The 18,392-nt window shown below is 33.9% G+C and carries 19 protein-coding genes; 8 read left to right on the top strand and 11 right to left on the bottom strand.

Annotated elements, in window-relative coordinates; all coding sequences use genetic code 11:
* The first annotated feature begins 16 nt into the window (after positions 1–16).
* The 7 genes from msrB to hemN all read left to right on the top strand — a co-directional run bounded on the left by msrB (position 17) and on the right by hemN (position 6,663).
* Positions 17–463, top strand: coding sequence for a peptide-methionine (R)-S-oxide reductase MsrB (gene msrB / locus OLM51_RS15125; protein WP_264551433.1), 447 nt, complete (start codon positions 17–19; stop codon positions 461–463).
* Positions 464–797: 334 nt separating this feature from the next.
* Positions 798–1,796 (top strand): UDP-3-O-(3-hydroxymyristoyl)glucosamine N-acyltransferase, encoded by a 999-nt coding sequence (lpxD, locus tag OLM51_RS15130; protein WP_264551434.1) that lies wholly within the window; start codon positions 798–800, stop codon positions 1,794–1,796.
* Positions 1,797–1,956: 160 nt separating this feature from the next.
* A complete protein-coding gene (locus tag OLM51_RS15135) occupies positions 1,957–3,585 on the top strand; it encodes an acyl-CoA carboxylase subunit beta (RefSeq protein ID WP_264551435.1) in 1,629 nt (542 codons plus the stop codon).
* Positions 3,586–3,709: 124 nt separating this feature from the next.
* Positions 3,710–4,132, top strand: coding sequence for a DoxX family protein (locus OLM51_RS15140; RefSeq protein WP_264551436.1), 423 nt, complete (start codon positions 3,710–3,712; stop codon positions 4,130–4,132).
* Between the two features lie 121 nt (positions 4,133–4,253).
* On the top strand, positions 4,254–4,601 hold the full coding sequence (locus OLM51_RS15145) for a hypothetical protein (protein ID WP_264551437.1): 348 nt from the start codon (positions 4,254–4,256) through the stop codon (positions 4,599–4,601).
* A 104-nt stretch (positions 4,602–4,705) separates the two neighbouring features.
* The gene (locus tag OLM51_RS15150) at positions 4,706–5,182 is read left to right on the top strand and encodes a hypothetical protein (RefSeq protein ID WP_264551438.1); all 477 of its coding nucleotides are present in this window, start codon (positions 4,706–4,708) and stop codon (positions 5,180–5,182) included.
* 116 nt (positions 5,183–5,298) lie between these two features.
* The gene (gene hemN, locus OLM51_RS15155) at positions 5,299–6,663 is read left to right on the top strand and encodes an oxygen-independent coproporphyrinogen III oxidase (protein WP_264551439.1); all 1,365 of its coding nucleotides are present in this window, start codon (positions 5,299–5,301) and stop codon (positions 6,661–6,663) included.
* Positions 6,664–6,670: 7 nt separating this feature from the next.
* Here the strand turns inward: hemN and OLM51_RS15160 are convergent, their stop codons facing one another.
* The 8 genes from OLM51_RS15160 to OLM51_RS15195 all read right to left on the bottom strand — a co-directional run bounded on the left by OLM51_RS15160 (position 6,671) and on the right by OLM51_RS15195 (position 15,296).
* Positions 6,671–7,372, bottom strand: a complete 702-nt coding sequence (locus OLM51_RS15160) for a sulfite exporter TauE/SafE family protein (RefSeq protein ID WP_264551440.1) — start codon at positions 7,370–7,372, stop codon at positions 6,671–6,673.
* Between the two features lie 5 nt (positions 7,373–7,377).
* Positions 7,378–7,827: a FixH family protein gene (locus OLM51_RS15165; RefSeq protein ID WP_264551441.1), complete on the bottom strand. Its 450-nt coding sequence runs from the start codon at positions 7,825–7,827 to the stop codon at positions 7,378–7,380.
* Between the two features lie 12 nt (positions 7,828–7,839).
* Positions 7,840–9,258, bottom strand: coding sequence for a cytochrome c oxidase accessory protein CcoG (ccoG, locus tag OLM51_RS15170; protein ID WP_264551442.1), 1,419 nt, complete (start codon positions 9,256–9,258; stop codon positions 7,840–7,842).
* Positions 9,259–9,268: 10 nt separating this feature from the next.
* Positions 9,269–10,207 (bottom strand): cbb3-type cytochrome c oxidase N-terminal domain-containing protein, encoded by a 939-nt coding sequence (locus OLM51_RS15175; RefSeq protein ID WP_264551443.1) that lies wholly within the window; start codon positions 10,205–10,207, stop codon positions 9,269–9,271.
* On the bottom strand, positions 10,204–10,404 hold the full coding sequence (locus OLM51_RS15180; RefSeq protein WP_264551444.1) for a CcoQ/FixQ family Cbb3-type cytochrome c oxidase assembly chaperone: 201 nt from the start codon (positions 10,402–10,404) through the stop codon (positions 10,204–10,206). Before OLM51_RS15180 ends, OLM51_RS15175 begins: the two co-directional genes overlap by 4 nt.
* A 7-nt stretch (positions 10,405–10,411) precedes the next feature.
* Entirely contained in the window at positions 10,412–12,598 is a 2,187-nt protein-coding gene (gene ccoN / locus OLM51_RS15185; protein ID WP_264551445.1) for a cytochrome-c oxidase, cbb3-type subunit I, read from the bottom strand.
* A 2-nt stretch (positions 12,599–12,600) separates the two neighbouring features.
* Complete coding sequence (ccoS, locus tag OLM51_RS15190; RefSeq protein ID WP_264551446.1) at positions 12,601–12,792, bottom strand: cbb3-type cytochrome oxidase assembly protein CcoS; 192 nt, start codon at positions 12,790–12,792, stop codon at positions 12,601–12,603.
* Positions 12,793–12,902: 110 nt separating this feature from the next.
* Positions 12,903–15,296, bottom strand: a complete 2,394-nt coding sequence (locus tag OLM51_RS15195) for a heavy metal translocating P-type ATPase (protein ID WP_264551447.1) — start codon at positions 15,294–15,296, stop codon at positions 12,903–12,905.
* A 203-nt stretch (positions 15,297–15,499) separates the two neighbouring features.
* Between OLM51_RS15195 and OLM51_RS15200 the strand changes: the two genes are divergently transcribed.
* Entirely contained in the window at positions 15,500–16,180 is a 681-nt protein-coding gene (locus OLM51_RS15200) for a Crp/Fnr family transcriptional regulator (protein WP_264551448.1), read from the top strand.
* Here OLM51_RS15200 and mazG read toward each other — a convergent pair whose 3' ends face one another.
* The 3 genes from mazG to def form a co-directional block, all read right to left on the bottom strand.
* On the bottom strand, positions 16,181–16,951 hold the full coding sequence (mazG, locus tag OLM51_RS15205) for a nucleoside triphosphate pyrophosphohydrolase (RefSeq protein ID WP_264551449.1): 771 nt from the start codon (positions 16,949–16,951) through the stop codon (positions 16,181–16,183).
* A 99-nt stretch (positions 16,952–17,050) separates the two neighbouring features.
* Positions 17,051–17,536 carry a DUF5606 domain-containing protein gene (locus OLM51_RS15210; protein ID WP_264551450.1) on the bottom strand — a complete coding sequence of 162 codons (486 nt, stop codon included), beginning with the start codon at positions 17,534–17,536 and terminating at the stop codon, positions 17,051–17,053.
* 65 nt (positions 17,537–17,601) lie between these two features.
* Positions 17,602–18,192: a peptide deformylase gene (def, locus tag OLM51_RS15215; RefSeq protein ID WP_213255621.1), complete on the bottom strand. Its 591-nt coding sequence runs from the start codon at positions 18,190–18,192 to the stop codon at positions 17,602–17,604.
* Positions 18,193–18,392 lie beyond the last annotated feature (200 nt).

The following is an 18,392-nucleotide window of genomic DNA, read 5'->3' on the forward strand; positions in this document are numbered from 1 at the left end:
CTAAAAAGAAAAGATTATGATAAAATGGGCAGATGTAATTCATTTTACAAATAAAGGAAATCCGGCTCCGGAAAAAAGAGTGGAGAAAACAGAGGAAGAATGGAAACAACTTCTAACTCCTGAAGAATTTCAGGTAACACGTTTGAAAGGAACTGAAAGATCTTTTAGCTCTGAATTATGCAGTTTATTTGATCCGGGAATTTATGAATGCAAATGTTGCGGTACAGTTCTTTTTGATGCCCGCGAAAAATTTGAATCAGGAACTGGCTGGCCTTCATTTACACAACCAATAAAAGAAAATGCTATTGGTTATCATGCCGATAAATCCCACGGAATGATTCGTGTTGAAGTAGTCTGCAATGTTTGTGATGCACATTTGGGACATATTTTTCCAGATGGACCAGAACCAAGTGGTTTGCGATACTGCATCAATGCACTCTCTCTTTCCAAAATAAAAGAATAACAATCAAAGCGATTCCTTCTCAAAAGTGAATCGCTTTTTTTTACACACAAATCTGTTACCAATAAAAATTGTAAGACACTGCTTATCAATAAATAAAATTTATTTTTGAATTGAAATCACCTCTGTCTGTGCACATTATGTTTCAATTTTTCAATAAAAACGGCTAGTGAAAATTACAAAACCCACAGTATTTTAATAGGTAAAATGTTAATTTTGTAATATTTAAACTGTTATTTTAAATATTTTTTAAAAAACACCAAAAAAACATTAGGTAATTAAAATGTTATTCATTTTATTTGGCAAAAATTAACCTAAAATTCTATTCAACACATTAATGAAATCCTATTCAATTCAAGAAATTAATGAAGTGATTAATGGCGTGATCTACGGCACTACTTCACAAAGTATAACTGCAACAGAGCAACTGGAAAAAGCTACAACTTCAGAAATCTCTTTTATAGGAAACAAAAAATACGAAAAATACTGGTCTGCATCAAATGCATCTATTGCTGTGGTAAACGAAGACATTTCTATCGAACCCGGCGAAAATCGTGCATTCATCAAAGTAAAAAATGCAGACTTAGCAATGTCTCAAATTTTAGCCCTTTTTGCCCCACCTACTCCAATCTTTCGTGTTAATATACACAAAACAGCAACAGTTGATGAAACTGCAATAATTGGCGAAGGAGCTAAAATTGGTGCTGGTTGTTACATTGGCCCAAAAGTCGAAATTGGAGCCAATGCAACAATTTATCCAAATGTGACCATTTTAGACGAATGTACTATTGGCAAAAATACCGTAATCTGGTCTGGAACTGTTGTTCGTGAGCGTTGTCACATTGGTAGCGATTGTATTATTCATCCAAATGCAACTATTGGTGCTGATGGCTTTGGATTTCGTCCATGCAAAGAAAACGGCTTAGTTAAAATTCCACAAATCGGAAACGTAATTATTGGAAACGGAGTTGAAATTGGCGCCAATACCTGCGTAGATCGCGGAAAATTCAGCTCAACAATCCTTGGTGATGGCTGTAAAATTGACAATTTAGTTCAAATTGGACATAATAGTAAACTAGGTAAATTTTGCATTATGGCCGGAAATAGTGGTTTAGCAGGTTCTGTAACTTTAGGAAATGGTGTTATTATTGGCGGGAGCGCCTCTATAAAAGACCATACTACTATTGGCGATGGTGCTGTGGTCGGAGCTGGTTCAGGTGTAACCTGCGATGTTCCGGCAGGAAAAACCATGTTAGGATATCCTGCGGTTGAAGCTCGTGATGCACTAAAACAATGGGCAATTTTAAAACGAATGGTTTGTGATTCGAAAAAATAACATTTTTCGATTTTAGATATAAAAGCAGAAGTTAATCTTCTGCTTTTTTGTTTTAAATAAGTTAATAATTAATAAAAATTACACATCTGTAAAATATTCTGTTTATTTCAACGGATTTTGTAAATTAGCCAACCTTATTTTGTAAAATTAATATTATATCATGGATTTAAACTTCAATAAAAACGAAGATCACAATAAACTATTACTTTCAGAACTAAAACAAAAATTTGCCAAAGTAAAACTGGGCGGAGGCGAAAAACGTATTGAAAAATTACATGCCGAAGGAAAAATGACGGCTCGTGAACGTATCGCGTACTTATTAGATGAAAATTCAGAGAATATTGAAATTGGCGGTTTTGCCGGTGATGGAATGTACAAGGAACATGGCGGATGTCCTTCTGGTGGTGTAGTCATAAAAATAGGCTACATAAAAGGAAAACAATGTATTGTTGTAGCCAATGATGCAACGGTTAAAGCCGGCGCCTGGTTTCCTATTACAGGCAAGAAAAATCTTCGCGCTCAGGAAATCGCAATGGAAAACAGACTTCCAATTATTTATTTGGTAGACAGTGCCGGAGTTTATCTTCCTATGCAGGATGAAATCTTCCCGGATAAAGAACATTTCGGGCGAATATTTAGAAACAACGCACAAATGAGCAGCATGGGAATCACCCAAATAGCAGCCGTTATGGGAAGTTGTGTTGCCGGAGGTGCATATTTACCAATTATGAGCGACGAAGCTTTAATTGTAGACAAAACAGGCAGTATTTTCCTTGCAGGTAGTTATCTGGTAAAAGCTGCAATTGGAGAAACAATCGATAATGAAACTTTGGGTGGCGCCACAACACATTGCGAAATTTCAGGTGTTACCGATTACAAAGCTAAAGACGATAAAGATGCTTTAGACAAAATAAAAAACATTGTAGATAAAATTGGTGATTATGACAAAGCCGGTTACAGCCGAATTAAAGCTGAAAAACCTGCCTTAGAGCCAAATGATATTTATGGAATCTTACCAAAAGCCCGAAACGAACAATATGATATGATGGAAATCATCAATCGTTTGGTTGATAATTCGGAGTTTGAGGCATACAAAGAAGGTTATGGTCAATCATTAATTACCGGTTATGCCAGAATTGATGGCTGGGCGGTGGGTATTGTAGCCAACCAGAGAAAAGTGGTTAAAACTAAAAAAGGCGAAATGCAATTTGGCGGTGTTATCTATTCTGACAGTGCCGATAAAGCAACCCGATTTATTGCCAATTGTAACCAAAAGAAAATTCCATTAGTTTTTTTACAGGACGTTACAGGTTTCATGGTTGGATCTAAATCTGAACATGGCGGAATCATTAAAGACGGAGCAAAAATGGTGAATGCCGTAAGTAATTCGGTAGTTCCGAAATTTACTGTAATTGTAGGGAATTCTTATGGAGCAGGAAACTATGCCATGTGCGGAAAAGCCTATGATCCAAGATTAATTTTTGCCTGGCCAAGTGCAGAACTTGCTGTAATGGGCGGAACTCAGGCTGCAAAAGTTTTAGCACAAATTGAAGCTTCTTCGCTTAAAGCAAAAGGAGAAGTTGTGGATGAAGCTAAAGAAACTGAGCTTTTTAATAAAATAAAGGCTCGTTACGACGAACAAACATCACCTTATTATGCTGCCTCAAGATTATGGACAGATGCTATTATCGATCCTCTTGATACCCGAAAATGGATTTCAATGGGAATAGAAGCTGCAAACCACGCTCCTATTCAGAAACCATTCAATTTAGGTGTAATTCAGGTATAAGCAATTTCGACATTCTCAGGTAAAAGTTAAATAAAAGGCAAAAAGCTTATTTTCAAGTACTTAAAAATAAATATCTGATTAAAAATTAGTAACTTAGTTAAAAATTTAAAATCACGTAAGTATCATGGAAAATGTAAAAAGTTTGAATAAATGGGCAAATTCGCACACTTATTTACCAGTAGATTTAGTACGTATTGTATTGGGTGTTTTTTTATTTATGAAAGGAGTTTCATTTGTAACGAATGTCCAGTATTTACATGATTTAATTTCTCCCATTGATCAATTCGGTGGCGGTATGTTTCTTTTGCATTATATCGCGCCAGCCCATATGATTGGAGGAATAATGATTGTTTTTGGGCTACTCACCCGTTGGGCAATTGCAGCGCAATTACCAATATTATTTGGTGCCGTCCTTATTAATTTTATGGGACGTATGCATTCTGAAAGCTTAATCCTGGCAATAGTAATTTTATTACTTTGCATATTTTTCCTTTTCTACGGAGGAGGAAAACACTCCGCTGACTATTACTTTAAAATGCAGCAATAATTTTTTTTATCCTCAACTTTTTACAAGCAAAAGTTGAGGATAATAACAAAAAAGCCACTTTTAAGAAGTAATTGGCACTTAAAATTTCTTTTATTGTGTTTTATGAACTAAATTCGCCCACATGAATTGGATTCGTAAAACCATAATTTTTGTTTCACTTTTGTTCCTAACCTTTTTTGCCGTTCAGGCAAATGAGATTCCTGTGCAAAAAATTGAAACACAAAAAACAGATTCCAATTTCACAAAGGAAACACCAGATTCTTCTGCTTTCATCCAACCGCAGGCAAGCTATCAGTTTGCTGCAAACATCAAAACAAATCATCCCGGCATTATAAAATGCTTTGACTCTTTATTGCTTATTGTTCCTCAACACAAAGCAATAAAATCAAGCGCTAACTTTGCCAATCAATTTTCTACTCAGAGCAAAAAAATCTTATTGATGCTCTACCCCTTCCATTTTTTCTGGTAGTCATATGAAATTTTAAAACTGAAGAACTCATTCTTCACCATCATTAAACCGTTTTCTATCAGGAAACTGTTTATTATTTCATATTATTTATCAAATTTTCAAACATGGAAACAAGTGTAACCATAATTGGTATTGTGATCGCAATCATAGTAGCCATTCCCGTATATTTTTCAGCACGATCGAGCGCTGCAAACAAATCAAGAATTCTAAATATTAAAAAGAAATTTAATCCGACTCATCCGGAAGATTTTGACTTAACAGAATCTCAAAGCAATAAAACTTTAACCATTGATCAAAAATTTAGAAGATTTATTTTGATGAATTTTAATCCAAATCAGCAAGAAGCAACCTATTTAGATTTAAAAACTGTTTCTTCCTGCAAATTAGTTTTAACCGAAGACGGAAACTCAAATACAATCCTAAAAATTGATTTTGAATTTCAGGAAAAAGATACACCTAAAAAAATCATCATACCATTCTATGATTTTGATGATGACCGCATTAAACAAATAAGTGCTTACCAAGATCATATGTTTGCAAAAAAATGGCTTAAAATCATCCAAGATTCTATTTCACGTTAGTTATTTAATTCAGAAAAGAGGCTCATTATGAGTCTCTTTTTTTATAGATACATGACATTTGTCATTTTATGCCTGAGCCTGAAATAGTAATTTTGATGCATACTTAATCCGTCATTATGAAAATTTCCTTAACTCAAAAATACAATGTACCTGGTCCAAGATATACGAGTTATCCAACGGTACCTTACTGGAATGAAGCTGCTTTTACGGTTGAAGAATGGAAAGAATCTTTTCGAAAATCATTCATAGAAAGCAATTCTGAAAACGGAATAAGTTTATATATTCATTTACCATTTTGTGAAAGTATGTGCACCTTTTGCGGTTGTAACAAACGAATCACAAAAAACCATTCGGTTGAGGAAAAATACATTCAGGCTGTTCTTAAAGAATGGAGCTTATACTGCAATTTACTGCCCGAAAAACCTCTTATAAAAGAAATACATTTAGGCGGAGGAACACCAACTTTTTTCTCCTCTGATAATTTAGAACTTCTTATTAACGGAATCTTTGCCTATGCAGGTAAGGCAGAAAATCACGAATTTAGCTTTGAAGGACATCCTAACAATACAACATACGAACAACTTAAAAAACTTTACGATTTAGGCTTTCGCCGAGTAAGTTTTGGTGTTCAGGATTATGCCGAGAAAGTGCAAAAAGCAATTCACAGAATCCAGCCTTTTCATAATGTTGCTAAAGTAACCTTTTGGGCAAAAGAAATTGGTTATAAATCAATTGGACATGATATTATATTTGGATTACCATTTCAAACTATAGAAAACATCGTTGATACAGTTGAAAAAACAAATTCATTAAAACCGGATCGTCTTGCATTTTACAGCTATGCTCACGTGCCATGGATAAAAGGAAATGGACAGCGAGGATTTAATGAAGAGAATCTTCCAAAAGATGCCGAAAAACGAAAACTATACGAAATCGGAAAACAATTGCTTTCTGCAAATGGTTATCATGAAATTGGAATGGATCATTTTGCATTGTCTTCAGATAGCTTATTTCACGCTGTACACAACAAAAAAATGCATCGTAATTTTATGGGGTATAGTGCTTCAAAAACACAGCTTATGATTGGTTTAGGCGTTTCTTCTATTAGTGACAGCTGGTACAGTTTTGCCCAAAATACAAAAAGCCTTGAAGACTACTATCAATTAATAGATGCTGATCAATTACCAGTTGTAAAAGGTCATATTTTAAATGAAGAAGATTTAATTATTAGAAAACACATCTTAAACTTAACCTGCGAACTTGAAACTTCCTGGAGCAAAGATTCTTTATACTTTAAAGAGCTTCCGGATGTATTAATGGCTTTAAAAGAAATAGAAAACGATGAATTAATCGTAATAGAAGGTCATAAAATCAAAATTACAGAAGCCGGGAGACCATTTGTTCGTAATATCTGTATGGCTTTTGATTTGCATCTAAAAAGAAAATCTCCGGAAACAAATCTGTTCTCAATGACCGTTTAATCACTGTCTAATGGCATTCAGGAGTTCCCTGAACAAACAAACTCATGTTTGAAGGAGATATATAAGGTATACCCAATCCTAAACCTCTCAATATAAAAAGTACACCAATTAGTACTGCAACATAAGGAATTGCTTTTTGAATTTTATTTCGAAATGGCAGTTTTAGTAGTGAATGGATATAAACAACGATTGTCATTAAAGGAAGAGTTCCTAATCCGAACAACAACATATACATAACACCCAGACTGGCGCTTTGCATTGCAATTGCCCCAAATAAGGCCACATAAACCATTCCACACGGCAAGAAACCATTTAATAAGCCTATTGTAAACAAAGATTTATAGCTTTTCTTTTTAAACTGGCTTCCTAAACTGGTTTTTATATTGGAGATAATCTTATATACTGGTTTTGAAAAATTGTATTTTGCGAATATTTTTTCCGGAATTACAACAACGAGAATCATTGCAACACCAATAAATATAGACATTTTTTGCTGCATTCCGGCCAGGAAAAAGCCACGTCCAAGTAATCCAAAGATTAAACCTATTGTTGCATAAGCTGTTAATCTTCCTAAATGATACGTTACAATCTGGGTTACTTTCTTAGCCTGATTTTGATGATCGACCGGCAACATCATAGCAATAGGCCCACACATTCCAACACAATGCAGACTACTGATAAGGCCTAATATAAAAGCAGAAAACAGCATTTTATTTAATTTACGTAAATCACCTCTTTAGTTAAGTATTTTTTACCCTCATATTGCCATTCCATATTAACATCCCAGCGTCCTTTAATCAATTTATTCTGCGGAATATGTAAAGAAGAATTTGTCAGTGCAAGTTTGGTATCAAAATCAAATTTTTTATTTGATGGCCTGTACAACAAAACATTACCTGTAATTTTATTACTCTCAAAAGTAGCAGGAAATATAACTGTCAGCCCTTGATCATTGTATTTTACAACAGGCTTATGCTGCAAATCATGTGCGTTTTGAATTCGCGCCATCTCTTCCTGAAAATGAGTATCGTGTTTGTAATACTCTTCTACAACCAAATCATTATCATATTTACTATTGGATTGTACTTCAAAAACAAAATATAAAATAAATGTCATAAACAATGCAAATGCAATGACAATTCCTGTTCCCCAATTAATTTTCATAATCCTGTAATTTTAATTAAAACTTCGTGGTCCTAAGAAATTTGTATTGGTGGTTTCCAGTAATTCTTTACCGTTATATATACCAATTTTCACATTAGTTTTATCACTTTCTAAAAGCGCCTCGTTAATTTCGATAAATAACGTTCCTTGCGAAATACCTTCTTTAGCCACTTTAAAATGAGTTTTCCCAACATTCCTGATTTCTCCTTTTTGATCAATTAATTCAAAATGGATATCATTATAGTCTTTCATAGTTTTGTTTACAATTTTGTACGTGTAAACATTACTAATTTTGTCACCGTCATGTTGAAAAAGCTGTCCCGGCAAGCGCAAAACAACAGCCTGAACATCTGTTCTTAAAAACAACATTCCAACAAAGATACTTAATAGAATAAACAACACCGCTGTGTAACCTTTCATTCTTGAAGTAAATTTGAAAGGTTCTTTTTTAGCAATCTCATCTTCTGATGCATAACGAATAAGACCTTTTGGTAATCCAACTGATTCCATTATATGATCACATTCATCAATACAAGCGGTACAATTTGTGCATTCCAACTGCGTTCCGTTTCTAATATCTATTCCCATAGGACAGACATGAACACATTGAAGACAGTCAATACAGTCTCCTTTACCAGTTAAGACTCTGTCTTCTTTTTTATTAAATTTTGCACGCCCTTTTTCTTTTTCGCCACGTACAAAATCATAAGCAACATTAATCGATTTATTATCTAAAAGAACTCCTTGTAATCTACCATAAGGGCAGGCTATAATACAAACCTGCTCACGAAACCAAACAAAAACAAAATAAAAAATACCGGTAAAAATAAGAAGTGCAATAAAATTACTGGACTGTTTAATTGGTCCTTGCTCTATCATTAAAAACAAAGCATCGCTACCAACTAAATAAGCCAGAAAAACATTTGCAATCACAAAAGAGATCACGAAGAAAATCGTCCACTTTATAGCTCTTTTTCTAATTTTCTCAGCATTCCATTCCATTCTGGCTAAACGAGACTGAGATCCCCGATCACCATCGATCCAATATTCAATTCGGCGAAAAACCATCTCCAAAAATATGGTCTGAGGGCAAATCCATCCACAAAATATCCTTCCAAAAACAACTGTAAATAAGATAACAAATACAACGCCTACAAGCATTGATATAACAAACAGGTAAAAATCCTGAGGCCAAAAGGGGAATCCAAATATATTAAAACGACGTTCGAGAATGTTGAACATCATAAATTGATTTCCGTTTACTTTAATAAACGGATTTATAAATAAGATAGCCAGTAAAACATAGCTGACAATTTTGCGGTAATTATAAAATTTACCAGACGGTTTCTTAGGGAATATAAATTTCCGATTACCGCCTTCATCTATAGTTCCAATAGTATCTCTAAAAGCCTCGTCTGGTAAATTTGACATGATATTTTAATTATTTTTTAACTTCAGTGGTATCTTTTTGTGTATTTGCAGCTGCATCGGTTTTAGGAGCACTATCGTCTACCCAAACATCTCCTTCTGCTTCTTTTGGATCTTTAGGATTACTTCCCTGTAAAGACAAAATGTAACTTGCTACTTTTTGAATTTCTTTTGGTTTTAAAGTACCTTTCCAGGCAATCATTCCTTTTCCATCACGTCCTCCATTTGTAATAGTATGGAACAGATTTTTAATTCCTCCACCTAAAATCCAACGGTCGTCTGTAAGGTTTGGTCCAATTTGTCCTCCTGCATCAACACGGTGACAAGCGGCACAATTTGTTGTGAAAATTTCTTTTCCTGCATCCAGGCTTGGAGCGTCTGTTAGTAGAACTACTGTCTTTTCATCCATTAAATCTGGAGCAGTTTTAAGATATTCATCCACATCAATTTTGGCCTGTGCCATTTCTTTTTTCAACTCCGTTTCCTGGTTATCACCACCAAAAAGTTCATATTTTGCAACATAGATTACTCCAAAAATGATACAGATGTAGAATAAATATACCCACCAAGGCGGTAAATTATTATCTAACTCTTTGATTCCGTCATAATCATGATCCAATAATAAGTCGCCCTCTTTTTCCATAGGCTGCGTTTTCGTCAGCTTATGCATTAGATTTTTGTACCAAGTACTTTCTTTAAGACTTAGACTATCTTCGTATTCTAATTTTGCTTTTTCTTCTGGTGTCATCAATTGATACAGAACACGATTGACCGCACTTAAAGTAATTTCAACAGCAATCAGAATAAACAGAAAAACAAGCAAAAAGACAGAAACCATTGGATATTTGATAAAAGCAGGTTTATCTCCTGAATCTATAAAATATTCCATCAAGGCAAAACCGATAAAGAAAATTAACGGTACTCTTACGTATGCTGGGAAAAACTTTTTCATTGTTGTCTATCTTTTGAAATTATAATACTTCCTTCATCTAAAGGTATCTGACTCATTTCCTGAATTTTGTCTTTTTTATATGAGAACACCCAAAAGCCTAATCCTACAAAAAAGAAAAAGAAAATCAAGAGAGAAATAATCGGGTAAACTTCTATACCCGATATTGTTTCCATATTGTGTTTTATTTGCTCAAACATAATGCTGTTATTTAGAAGTTTCTTTTACCTTAATATCAGTACCTAATCTTTGAATATATGCAATCAGTGCAACAATTTCACGTTCGTTCATCGGAATGAATTTCTCGCCTTTAGCAGCAGCTTTCTTTTTACTGTCATCATAACTCTTAACAAAGTCAGGATCACTTTCTAAGCTTTTTTCGATTTTAACTGCCTGCTCTCTTAATATTCGTTGCGCATTTGCCACTTCATCTTCAGAATATGGCACTCCCAATGTAACCATCACCTGCATTTTTTTCTGAGTCAGTGATATGTCTAGTGGTTTGTTATCAAACAACCATTTGTATCCTGGCATGATTGATCCGGCAGATGTACTTTGTGGATTCCACATGTGATTAAAATGCCAGTTGTCATTATATTTTCCACCTACTCTAAGCAAATCAGGACCTGTACGTTTAGATCCCCATAAAAATGGATGGTCGTAAACAAATTCTCCTGCTTTTGCCTGAACTCCATAACGTTCTACTTCACTTCTAAAAGGGCGAACAGATTGTGAGTGACAACCTACACAGCCTTCTCTGATATATAAATCACGACCTTCTAACTCCAAAGGTGTATAAGGTTTCACGCTTGAAATCGTTGGAATATTTGATTTTACCATAATCGTTGGAACAATTTGAATGATTCCTCCAATTAAAATAGCAACTGTAGCCAAAATGGTTAACTGAATTGGTTTTCTTTCTAACCATGAATGGAATTTTTCTCCATTAAGTCTGTTGCTGTTTATTTTTTGTAATGCAGGAGCCTGAGCTAATTCATCTTCAATAGTCTCACCCGCTTTTACAGTCATGATAATATTGTAAACCAATGTTAACATACCTATTAGGTACAAACTTCCTCCGATAGCTCTCATCCAGTACATTGGCATAATTGCTGTTACGGTTTCAAGGAAATTTCCGTAAGTTAAAGTTCCATCCGGATTAAATTGTTTCCACATTGAAGCTTGTTGAAAACCAGCCACATATAATGGAATTGTATATACTATAATACCTAAAGTACCAATCCAGAAATGGAAATTTGCCAGTTTCTTAGAGAATAAGTTCGATTTTGTCATTCGAGGAATCAACCAGTAGATAATACCAAAAGACATAAATCCGTTCCATGCTAATGCTCCTACGTGCACGTGTGCTACGATCCAGTCCGTATAGTGCGCAATAGCGTTGACATTTTTAAGAGAAAGCATTGGCCCTTCAAAAGTTGCCATTCCGTAACCTGTAATCGCTACTACAAAGAATTTTAAAACCGGTTCTTCACGAACTTTATCCCAGGCACCTCTCAGTGTCAATAATCCATTAATCATACCTCCCCAAGATGGAGCAATCAACATTACAGAAAACGCAACACCTAAGTTCTGTGCCCAGTTTGGAAGAGCAGAGTATAATAAATGGTGTGGTCCTGCCCATATATATATAAAGATTAAAGACCAAAAGTGAATAATTGATAATCTATAAGAATAGATTGGTCTATTTGCCACTTTAGGAATGAAATAATACATTAAACCTAAGAATGGAGTAGTTAAGAAAAACGCAACTGCATTATGACCGTACCACCACTGAACTAAAGCGTCCTGAACTCCGGCATAAACAGAGTAACTTTTTAATCCAGAAACCGGAATCTCAATATTATTAAAGATATGTAAAACAGCTACAGTAACAAAAGTCGCGATATAGAACCAAATTGCTACATACAAATGGCGCTCTCTGCGTCGAAGCATCGTTCCGATCATATTAATCCCCATTACAACCCAAATAACCGCTATCGCAATATCTATTGGCCATTCAAGCTCTGCATATTCTTTTGAAGAAGTATACCCTAATGGTAACGTAATTGCAGCTGCTACAATAATAAGCTGCCAACCCCAAAAATGCAGGTTACTTAAAAAGTCACTAAACATTCTGGCTTTAAGTAGTCTTTGCATCGAATAATACATTCCGGCAAAGAAAGCATTACCCACAAAGGCAAAAATTACAGCATTAGTATGCAACGGTCTTAAACGACCATAACTAAGCCAGGAGATCCCATCTGTTATATTGGGAAAAAGGTACATAACCGCAAGGGTCAGTCCTACTAACATACCTACTACTCCAAAAAGAATAGTGGCGTAAATGAATTTTTTTACAATTTTGTTGTCGTAATAAAACTGTTCCATTTCCATAATTATACTTGTTTTTCTTCGGTTGGTGAATTATTTTTCTGGGGAGTAATTTTTGTTTCGTCGTCAAAAAGCATTCTGACTGAGGGTGTATAATCATCATCGTATTGACCAGATTTAACCGCGACGATGAAAGCAATAAAGAAGCCTATTGCTACACAAATACTAACTGAAATTAATAGATAAATTACACTCATACCATAAATTTATGTTAACAAAATTAGCGGGTTACTAGGGTATATAATATGATAATTATCATAGTCGGAAGACTAATGTTAAATTTAGTAAAAAAACATTTCAGAATTATTTATAATCGTTTTAAATTACTCTTACTGAAATAGTTAGACATAAACGTAACAAAACTAACAATCGTAATTGTGCTTAAAGGCATTATTATGGCAGCTACCAGAGGTAAGAGATTTCCTGTAATTGCAAAACCCAATCCTACTACATTATACAGAAGCGATAAACCAAAACTCATTTTAATTATCAAAATAGATTTATGAGAAAGTTTCAGAAAGTAATCTAATCTCGAAAACTCGCTGGCATCCAAAATTGCATCGCAAGCAGGCGAGAAAACATTGACGTTTTCTGATATAGAGATTCCAACATTACTTTGAGCCAAAGCACCGGCATCATTCAGTCCATCCCCTACCATCATTACATTTTGCCCTTTTTCCTGCAGTTTTTTTATGAACTCGAGTTTTTGTTCCGGTTTCTGATTAAAAACCAATTCGGTGTTTTTCGGCAATATGGTCTCCAAAGTTCCTCGTTCTCCATCATTGTCACCTGACAGCACTTTTATTTCATATTTTTCACTCAAGGTAGAAAATAACGTTCTTAAACCATCTCTATACTGATTTTGAAAATTAAATTCGCCATAATAAACATCATTAATTTTTATATGAAGCGCCGTTTTTTCAATTTCAGAGGCATCTTTTTCAGGTCCGCCAACAAAACTTCCTGAACCTATTTTAATCGTATTATTTTCAGCTGAAGCTAAAATTCCTTTTCCGGTTATTTCCTGAAAATCATCAATTTTAATTCTTCCTGATTCCGGCAAGAAGTCATACAGCATGCGGCTCAAAGGATGATTTGATGCCCTAAGGACGTTTTTTATTAATACCAAATTTTCATCTGAAATTGGAGTACCCTCATAGATAATATTTGATTTTTTGTTTGTTGTAATGGTCCCTGTTTTATCAAAAACAATAGTGTCAACTTTTGCTAACTGTTCTATTACCAATGCATTTTTAAGATACATTTTTTGCTTACCCATAATTCTCAGGATATTTCCAAAAGTAAATGGAGCGGTAAGCGCTAACGCACAAGGACATGCTACAATTAATACCGCAGTAAAAACATTAAATGCAGTATTAGCATCGATAAATATCCAGTAACCAAATCCGGCAAATGCAATTAATAATAAAAGAGGCGTAAAATATCGGCTAATCTTATCTGTAATCGTTTTATGTTTTTGATCTACTTTTTTCTGGAAAATTTCATTACTCCATAATTGCGTAAGGTAACTTTGTGAAACAGAATGCAATACCTCCATTTCTATCACTTTCCCTATTTGTTTTCCTCCTGCAAATACTTTGTCTCCGGATTTTTTGGTAATCGGAACTGCTTCTCCGGTAACAAAGCTATAATCTATCTCCGCTTTTTCACTAATCAGAATACCATCAACCGGAATTAATTCCTGATTTCTGATTAACAATCTGTTTCCTTTTAAGACATCATATATAGGAACACTTTCTTCAGAGGCATCGGCATTAATTCTTGTAACCGCTATAGGAAAATAGGATTTAAAATCTCTTTCGAAACTTAAAAAACTATAGGTTTTAATTTGAAACATTTTTCCAAGTAACATAAAGAAAACCAGACCTGTTAAACTGTCAAAAAAACCAGAGCCATAATTCATCACAATATCAAAAGTGCTTCTAATAAACATTACGATAATTCCTAATGCAATTGGAATGTCAATATTCAGCATTTTTGATTTGATGCTTTTATAAGCCGAAACGTAGTAACCGCTTGCAGAATATAAGAAACTAGGCAGAGCCAGCACAAAAATCAAAATCCTAAAGAAAGGTTTGTAATTGTCTAACCAAAACTCTTTTATTTCAAAATATTCAGGAAAAGACAATAGCATGATATTACCAAAACAAAAGAACGCAACACCTAATTTGTAAGTCAAGCTTCGGTCTACATTGTTTTTTCCCGTTTCGTAATTTTCAAGACTTATATAAGGTTCATACCCGATAGAGCTCAACAAATAAGCGATTTCTTTAAGAGAAATAAGATCTGAGTTAAAGGTTATTCTAACTCTCTTTTCAGGAAAATTTACTTGTGATATGCTAATTCCGCTTTGAATTCGGTTTAAATTTTCAAGAATCCAAATACAAGAACTACAATGAATGTGTGGAATATTTAAAGAAACAATAGCGGTATTTCCTTCCTGAAACTCAAGTACTTTTGAAAGAATAGTTTCATTATCCAGAAAATCATATTTTCCAGCAATATCCTGAGGAGTGGCACCTGGTGATTTTTCGAAATCATAATAACAGGTTAAATCGTGAAGACTAAAAATTTCATACACGGTTTTACAACCATTGCAGCAGAATTTTTTTTCATCGAAAGTGATTTCTTCATTTTTAGGAATGGTAAGTCCACAATGAAAACAACCTAACTCACTCATAATTTGTTTTTTTTTAATCTAACAAATATTCCAAATAAGAAGCGATTATAAATATGATATTTATCATATTAAAATGAAATCGAATTCTAATTTAAGAAATAAAAACAAGCAAAATACAGGCGTAAAAATTTTCTCTATTTTTTAAGGAATATTACTGGGAAAGAAACTGAATATTGGTTAATTTTGCAGTAAATTTTTTTGCTATGAATAAATGTGACCAATGTATTGTACGCCAGCTTTCTTCTCTTAAAGCACTTAATAAAGAAGAAGTTGTAAAATTGGCTAGTAGCAAAACTACTTATACCATAAAAAAAGGGGAAGCTCTTTTTGAAGAAGGTGAAGTTACAAATGGCGTATTTTGTGTAAAAGACGGTGTAGGAAAACTTTCTAAATTAAGCGCAAACGGAAAAGACCAAATTGTAAAACTGGTAAAATCCGGTGAACTTTTGGGGCAACGTTCTATGATTAGTAATGAACCTGCTAATTTATCTGCAAAAGCAATTGCCGACATGGAAGTTTGTTTTATTCCGAAAGCCGAAATTCTACACTTTTTTAACCACAACAATCAATTCTCACTGAATTTGATGCAATCTGTTTGTGAAGACTTAAAAGAGTCTGAAAACGAAAAAATTGCTTTAGTACAAAAAACTGTAAAGCAACGTTTAGCAGAGACATTACTGCATCTGCATGATTCGTTTGGAGAAAATGCAGACAAAACACTACAAGTACAACTTACAAGAGAAGAGCTTGCCGGAATGATTGGAACTGCTACAGAAAGCTGTATCCGCTTACTGTCTGATTTTAATAAACTGGAATTGATTGAGCTTGTTGGAAAAAAAATTATGCTTAAAAATATTAAGGCATTAAAGAAAATGGCTGAATAATCAGAGCTTTTTTGCTTCGTTCCAAAAAACGTCCATTTCCGCAAGAGTCATTTCCATTAAAGGTTTTCCTAATTCACCTGCCTTGCTTTCTAAATATTGAAAACGTTTAATAAACTTTTTATTGGTTCTTTCTAAAGCATCTTCAGGGTTTACATTTAAGAATCGGGCATAATTTATCATTGAAAACAAAACGTCCCCAAATTCGGCTTCAATTTTATCCTGATCACCGGCTTTGACTTCAACTTGCAATTCTTCTAATTCTTCCTGAACCTTATCCCAAACCTGATTAGGTTCTTCCCAGTCAAAACCAACACCTTTTACCTTGTCCTGAATTCGACTGGCTTTTACTAAAGCAGGAAGACTTCTTGGAACACCTTCTAAAACTGATTTTTTACCTTCTTTAAGTTTAAGTTTTTCCCAGTTCTGTTTTACTTCTTCTTCATCTTTTACAACTGTATCACTATAAATATGTGGGTGACGATGAATCAATTTATCACAGATTTCATTGCAGACATCGGCAATATCAAAATCATTTGTTTCTGAACCAATTTTGGCATAAAAAACAATATGCAACAGCAAATCTCCCAGTTCTTTTTTGACTTCATTTAAGTCGTTATCCAGAATGGCATCACCAAGCTCGTAAGTTTCTTCAATTGTAAGATGTCTAAGCGTTTGTAAAGTTTGTTTCTTATCCCAAGGACACTGCTCTCGCAATTCATCCATGATAATCAATAATCTTTCGAAGGCTTTTAATTGAAGTTCTTTACTCATTTTTTTGTTTTTTATATTTCTGCCGATTCTCTGTAAAAGTAAAAAATCCTGCTAAGAAAACATCTTAACAGGATTAATATATTTAAAAGTATAGGACTACTATTCTTCTTTTTTAGCTTTTGCTTTTTTTGCTGCCGGAGCTTTTTTTGTTTTCTCTTCTGCAACCGGAGCTTCTTCTGCTGCTTCAACCGCTGCAGGAGCTAAATCAGTCACTAAACCTTTAGCCTGAAGTGTATTGTACCAGTTTAAAACTTTTTTAATATCAGAAGGATAAACTCTTTCTTCATCATAATCTGGTAAAATTTCTTTAAAATAAGCACTTAAAGTTGCGTTATCTTCTTTGTGAGAAATAGCCTGACCTTTGTTTTCTTTAGTTGCAATTTTTTGCATTACTTCAGTCAATGGTTTTTCTCCTTCGTGTGTATAAATTGAAATTTCTGATAATAAACTTACATTACTTTTTAAGTTTACTGTAATTTTTTTTCCGTCTAATAATGATTCTGCCACAAAACCTGTACGAGTCTGTACTTTCAATACATATAAACCTGGTTTCCCAGAAATGGCTAAAATTTTGTCTAAATTCATGTTTATTAAATTAGTATTAAGAATTTTTTCTATTATATCTTTTTAGTTCTAATTTCTTAGAACGTTTATCTGCCTTTTTTTGCAGCGGCAAATTTCATTCTATATTCCTGAAATGTTTTGCCTTCTGTAATGTTTTTTAATTTCTTTTGAATCAAACGCTTTTTTAAAGAAGATATTTTGTCAGTAAATAAAACTCCTTCGATATGATCGTATTCGTGCTGAATAACCCTTGCAATTAATCCGTCAAAAACTTCTGTTTTCATTACAAAATCTTCCTCACAATATTCGATTGTTACAGTAGGTTTTCTATAAACATCTTCGCGAACATCAGGAATACTTAAACAACCTTCATTAAAGCTCCACTCTTCACCTTCTTCTTTCACAATTTTAGCATTTATAAAAGTCTTTTTGAAACCTTTTAATTCTTTCTGTTCATCTGAAGCCAAATCGTCATCTTCGCTAAAAGGTGTGGTATCAATAACAAATATACGAATTGCAAGACCCACTTGTGGCGCAGCAAGTCCTACACCATAGGCGTTGTACATGGTTTCATACATGTTTGCTATAGTTTCTTTTAGGTTTGGATAATCTGGCGTAATTGCCACACCTACTTTTCTTAAAACAGGATCACCATATCCTACAATTGGTAAAATCATTTGTGTACTTTTATTCTATTATCTACTGAAAAACTGAATTTAGTTTCCCATAATTCAGCTGGCAAAAATAGTAAAAAATAGTCTACGAATAATCCTAAACAGTATATAATATCTTATTTTTTGCCAGTCTGTCAAAATCTCATCCATAATTATGCCAAATTAATTCGTACAATTCTTACCTTTGTTAGTAAACCTCTTTA

Source organism: Flavobacterium sp. N2038 (genome assembly GCF_025947185.1).
In the GTDB taxonomy this organism is placed as follows: domain Bacteria; phylum Bacteroidota; class Bacteroidia; order Flavobacteriales; family Flavobacteriaceae; genus Flavobacterium.

Excerpts from the sequence above, each read along its gene's own strand:
- msrB (WP_264551433.1), top strand. The coding sequence starts at position 17 with ATGATAAAATGGGCAGATGTAATTCATTTTACAAATAAAGGAAATCCG.
- lpxD (WP_264551434.1), top strand. The coding sequence starts at position 798 with ATGAAATCCTATTCAATTCAAGAAATTAATGAAGTGATTAATGGCGTG.
- OLM51_RS15135 (WP_264551435.1), top strand. The coding sequence starts at position 1,957 with ATGGATTTAAACTTCAATAAAAACGAAGATCACAATAAACTATTACTT.
- OLM51_RS15140 (WP_264551436.1), top strand. The coding sequence starts at position 3,710 with ATGGAAAATGTAAAAAGTTTGAATAAATGGGCAAATTCGCACACTTAT.
- OLM51_RS15145 (WP_264551437.1), top strand. The coding sequence starts at position 4,254 with ATGAATTGGATTCGTAAAACCATAATTTTTGTTTCACTTTTGTTCCTA.
- OLM51_RS15150 (WP_264551438.1), top strand. The coding sequence starts at position 4,706 with ATGGAAACAAGTGTAACCATAATTGGTATTGTGATCGCAATCATAGTA.
- hemN (WP_264551439.1), top strand. The coding sequence starts at position 5,299 with ATGAAAATTTCCTTAACTCAAAAATACAATGTACCTGGTCCAAGATAT.
- OLM51_RS15160 (WP_264551440.1), bottom strand. The coding sequence starts at position 7,372 with ATGCTGTTTTCTGCTTTTATATTAGGCCTTATCAGTAGTCTGCATTGT.
- OLM51_RS15165 (WP_264551441.1), bottom strand. The coding sequence starts at position 7,827 with ATGAAAATTAATTGGGGAACAGGAATTGTCATTGCATTTGCATTGTTT.
- ccoG (WP_264551442.1), bottom strand. The coding sequence starts at position 9,258 with ATGTCAAATTTACCAGACGAGGCTTTTAGAGATACTATTGGAACTATA.
- OLM51_RS15175 (WP_264551443.1), bottom strand. The coding sequence starts at position 10,207 with ATGAAAAAGTTTTTCCCAGCATACGTAAGAGTACCGTTAATTTTCTTT.
- OLM51_RS15180 (WP_264551444.1), bottom strand. The coding sequence starts at position 10,404 with ATGTTTGAGCAAATAAAACACAATATGGAAACAATATCGGGTATAGAA.
- ccoN (WP_264551445.1), bottom strand. The coding sequence starts at position 12,598 with ATGGAAATGGAACAGTTTTATTACGACAACAAAATTGTAAAAAAATTC.
- ccoS (WP_264551446.1), bottom strand. The coding sequence starts at position 12,792 with ATGAGTGTAATTTATCTATTAATTTCAGTTAGTATTTGTGTAGCAATA.
- OLM51_RS15195 (WP_264551447.1), bottom strand. The coding sequence starts at position 15,296 with ATGAGTGAGTTAGGTTGTTTTCATTGTGGACTTACCATTCCTAAAAAT.
- OLM51_RS15200 (WP_264551448.1), top strand. The coding sequence starts at position 15,500 with ATGAATAAATGTGACCAATGTATTGTACGCCAGCTTTCTTCTCTTAAA.
- mazG (WP_264551449.1), bottom strand. The coding sequence starts at position 16,951 with ATGAGTAAAGAACTTCAATTAAAAGCCTTCGAAAGATTATTGATTATC.
- OLM51_RS15210 (WP_264551450.1), bottom strand. The coding sequence starts at position 17,536 with ATGAATTTAGACAAAATTTTAGCCATTTCTGGGAAACCAGGTTTATAT.
- def (WP_213255621.1), bottom strand. The coding sequence starts at position 18,192 with ATGATTTTACCAATTGTAGGATATGGTGATCCTGTTTTAAGAAAAGTA.